This window comes from Hydrocoleum sp. CS-953, assembly GCF_002260545.1.
Taxonomy (GTDB): Bacteria; Cyanobacteriota; Cyanobacteriia; order Cyanobacteriales; family Microcoleaceae; genus Trichodesmium.
On record NZ_LGSU01000828.1, the window covers coordinates 1 to 4,889 of the forward strand.

The 4,889-nt window shown below is 32.3% G+C and carries 2 protein-coding genes and 1 pseudogene; all 3 read left to right on the forward strand.

Going from position 1 to position 4,889, the window contains the following annotated elements; genetic code table 11:
* Positions 1-72: 72 nt before the first annotated feature.
* Positions 73-1,396 (forward strand): UPF0182 family protein (locus tag AFK68_RS41465; RefSeq protein WP_246844104.1); only part of this gene is annotated, 1,324 nt, incomplete at its 3' end.
* A 1-nt stretch (position 1,397) separates the two neighbouring features.
* Positions 1,398-3,091, forward strand: a pseudogene (locus AFK68_RS41470) (UPF0182 family protein); the annotation flags it as partial.
* A 1,266-nt stretch (positions 3,092-4,357) separates the two neighbouring features.
* Positions 4,358-4,889: serine/threonine-protein kinase (locus AFK68_RS10505; RefSeq protein WP_143437764.1), on the forward strand; the 532-nt coding region annotated here is incomplete at its 3' end.

Consider the following 4,889-nt stretch of genomic DNA (forward strand, 5'->3'; position numbering starts at 1 on the left):
AAACCCATAGATATATTAATAATATTTATCAGCTTATTTGGATTTTGGGCAGTATTTGATTTTTCAACCAATATCTTAGCGGAAATTTTATGGTTTCAAGAACTAAATTATTTGCCTGTCTTAATCACGAAATTGCAAACAGAAACTTTAATTTGGATAATTACCTTTTTAATTACAGCAGGCTTTTTTTTAGCAAATCTCAGATTAGCCAGTATATTTAAGGATTCAAAAGGCGAGGTGAATAATGCAATATCTGAAGAAATAATGCTTATTCCTCCAGTTACTATGCCGTCAAGTAAATTGCGTATTGAACCCTCACTAAGACTACGTTGGTTGTTATGTTTTATATTCGGATTAATTCTATTAATAGGATTAATTCTAACTCATTATATTGAAGTATTTACTAATTACTGGCATCCCGATCTAACAGTTGCTAAAGTATCCCCACAAATCCCATCAGAATTGACCATAGAATCAATTTGGCAAATACTCACCTCAATACCATCTAACTCATGGTTATTAGGATTATTTATCCTGTTATTTTTTGCTGTGATTATTAATCCTATATTCTGGTTAAGCGGATTTGCTATATTGCTTAGTTTAGTTTTGAGTTTTATTCTTTCCAATCATTGGGGAAATATATTACAACTCTTGAATGCCACTCCCTTTAATAAAAGTGAAGATTTATTTCATATAGATATCAGCTTTTATGTTTTTCAACTTCCTATTTTACAACTATTAAAATTTTGGTTGGGCGGATTATTCTTATACGGATTAGTAGCTTGCACAGTTATATATTTCTTGTCAGGTAAAAGTTTAAGTAAAGGCAACTTTTATCAATTTTCTCAACAACAACAACGACATCTTCATGCTTTAGGTGGAGGTTTTATTTTAACCGTAGCATTTAGTTACTTTATAGCTTGTTTTGAATTACTTTACTCTCCACGCGGTGTAATCTATGGTGCTGGTTATACCGATATAAAAGTTCAGTTTCCTGTGTATGTATTTTTAGCAGTTTTAGCATTATTAATTGCATTTTTTCTATTTTGGCAAGCAATTTTTTCAGTCAAAAACATTCAGCCTTATATTGAAGCAACTCTATGGTTTCTACGTTTAGGTCGCAAGAGGAAAAGACATAAAAAAGTTAGCGCCAAATTATTTGCTAATAGCTATTCATTAAGAGTTATATTAACATGGTATTTAACAATAGCAGTAGTAGCTAGTTGGCTAATACCAGAAATTGTACAAATAGCAATCGTACAACCGAATGAGATAGAACGAGAAATTCCTTATATTAAACGTAGTATTAAATTTACAAAAGAAGCTTATGTTGACGTAGATAAATTAGAAGTAAAACTTTTCGACCCCGACAATAAACTTACCTATACTGACTTAANGTATTAAATTTACAAAAGAAGCTTATGTTGACGTAGATAAATTAGAAGTAAAACTTTTCGACCCCGACAATAAACTTACCTATACTGACTTAATTAATAATCAATTAATTATTGATAATATTCGCCTTTGGGATACAAGACCAATTTTACAAACAAATCGGCAATTACAACAAATTCGACCTTACTATGAATTTCTAAATGCCGATATTGACCGTTATACATTTCTGAAAAAATCTTCAGAAAGAACAAAAAATAACCCTACTGAAAAACAACAAGTAATCATCGCAGCTAGAGAACTAAACTATGAATCTGTACCTGAACCAGCACAAACTTGGGTAAACGAACATTTAGTCTATACTCATGGTTATGGTTTTACTATTTCTCCAGTTAACCAAGTTGAAAATAGTGGATTGCCAGAATATTTTGTTAAAAATATCGGACCAGATCCAACTATTGAAAAGAATAGCACTTTAGAAGTATTAGACAGAATTAGATACAGCATTCCTATCGGTAAACCGAGAATTTATTATGGAGAACTTACTAAGACTAATGTCATTACTTCCACCGCAGAAAAAGATAGAGAACTAGATTATCCTAGTGGAGAAGCTAACTCCTATAATACCTATGATGGTAGTGGAGGAATTGTTATTGGTAAAGGGTGGCAAAGATGGATATTTGCTAAATATTTGAACAATTGGAGAATGTTATTAACTGACGAATTTACACCCGAAACAAAAGTCTTATATCGTCGCAATATTAATGCTAGAGTCCGAGCGATCGCTCCATTTCTGCGTTATGACAATGACCCATATTTAGTAGTCGCTAATCCTAACTTTGGAAACCAAAATATTACTGAAACAAATCCTAATTATCTCTACTGGATGATTGATGCTTATACTACGACTAATCACTATCCTTATTCTGACCCAGAAAATAATGAATTTAATTATATTCGTAACTCAGTAAAAGTTGTAATTGATGCTTACAATGGCTCAGTAAAATTCTATGTTGCCGATCCAAAAGATCCTATTATTAGAACCTGGAAAAAAGTATTTCCAGATATGTTTACTCCTATAGCAGAAATGCCAAAAAGTATTCGTACTCATATCCGCTATCCACTAGATTTATTTCAAGTACAATCTGAAGTATTAGCAACTTATCACATGGATGACCCCCGTGTATTTTATAATCGAGAAGATTTGTGGCGGGTTCCTATTGAGATTTATGGTAGTCAACAACAAAATGTAGAACCTTATTATCTAATTACAAAATTACCAGAAGAAACCTTAGAAGAATTTATTTTACTTCTACCTTATACTCCAGCAAGTCGTAATAATTTAATTGCTTGGTTAGCTGCTAGATCCGATGGGGAAAATTATGGGAAGTTACTGTTATATCAATTCCCTAAAGAACGATTAATATATGGTCCTGAACAAATTGAAGCTTTGATTAATCAAGACCCAGAAATATCACAACAAATTTCTCTTTGGAATCGTGAAGGTTCAAAAGCAATTCAAGGAAATTTATTAGTTATTCCTATTAATAAATCTCTGCTTTATGTTGAACCTATTTATTTAGAAGCAGAGCAAAATAGTTTGCCTACTTTAGCAAGAGTAATTATTTCTTATGAAAATAGAATTGTGATGAAGTCTACTCTTGATGAAGCACTTCGAGAAGTTTTTCAAGTTAATTAAGGAAGAAGGGAGAGTTCATTAATTGATAATTGATAATTGATAATTGATAATTACCTCTCCCTTTTAGGGAGAGGATTGACACAAAGGGGGATGCATATTTATTTTTTTCCCCTTGAAAGGGGAGGCTTTAAACCTGAATGGTCTAATTATTTAATTGTTTAATTATTAATTATTTCGGTAANTTGATAATTGATAATTGATAATTACCTCTCCCTTTTAGGGAGAGGATTGACACAAAGGGGGAAAAAATTTATTTTTTTTTCCCTTGAAAGGGGAGGCAAAGGGTGCTCAATTATTTAATTAATAATTATTAATTATTAATTACCCGGTAAGAAGGAATAAGTTAAATTTCTATGTAAACTAATAACTAAATAACTAATAACTTAATATAGCAATATAGGTGGCAATATTTGATCGTAGGGGTTTGGTTTCCAAATCCCTTATTCTTTTGGGTTTGGATACTAAACCCCTACAGTATTTTATATTAAATATTGATTTTAGGGCTAGAGCCAAACTACGAGCTAAATAATAAACAAAAGTTTAGTATTTGTCTGGTTAAACTGATAACTGATAACTGAAAAAAGGGGGTTGACAAAAGAAAACTTGACATAGTATTATACTTATAATGGAGAAGGTGCGCTCATATATACTCAAATCAATTAAGCCAAAAAAGCAATATTTCCCTAACTTAACAGCAAAATTAAATTACAAGGGCAAGGAAAACTGTGAAATAAGGCGAGGCAGTAGAACGAGAAAGTCTGATAACTGAAAAGTAAAGCATTCAGGATTCAGCGGTTAGCTTATAGCCTTTGTCGGAATAATTAGTATGAAGAGATTTCCGAGAAAAGAAGCGATCGCCCTAATTATGGGTAGACTAAAAATTAGTGAGAATAATTCTGTTGTTTGTAGTTTGACTCTAGCCCCTTAAATATTGATTTGATGGCTCGAACTACTACGAAAAGCTAAACACTGATAACTGAATAACTGAAAAAAGGGGGTTGACAAAAGAAAACTTGACATAGTATTATACTTATAATGGAGAAGGTGCGCTCATATATACTCAAATCAATTAAGCCAAAAAAGNGGGTTGACAAAAGAAAACTTGACATAGTATTATACTTATAATGGAGAAGGTGCGCTCATATATACTCAAATCAATTAAGCCAAAAAAGCCATATTTCCCTAACTTAACAGCAAAATTAAATTCCACAAATAGGAAAACTGTGAAACAAGGCTAGGTAGTATATTTTCATAATTGAAAAAATTATGCAGTCTGGAAAAATCCTGAGACAACGCTACAAAATTATCCACTCGCTCGGAAGTGGAGGTTTCGGGGATACCTACTTAGCTGAAGACTTAGACTTACCAGGAAAACCGAAATGTGTAGTAAAACATCTATCACCTAAAATTCCAGACCCAGGAGTTTTGACTATTGCTCAAAGGTTGTTTGAGAGAGAAGCAGAAACCTTATACAAATTAGTGCAAGACTCAGACCAAATACCAAAATTATTTGCTCATTTCCAGGAAGGAACAGAATTTTACTTAGTACAAGAATATATAGAAGGGCAAGATATTAGTCAGGAACTTACGCCGGGGAAAAAATTAAGCGAGTCTTATACCATCGCCTTACTCAAAGGAATATTATCAGCATTAGAAACAGCTCATCAAAATAATATAATTCACCGAGACATCAAACCACAAAACTTGATGCGTCGGAAGTCGGATAACAAAATAGTATTGATAGACTTTGGAGCGGTAAAAGAAATAAGTGTATTAACTACAGCTAACCAACAAGGAA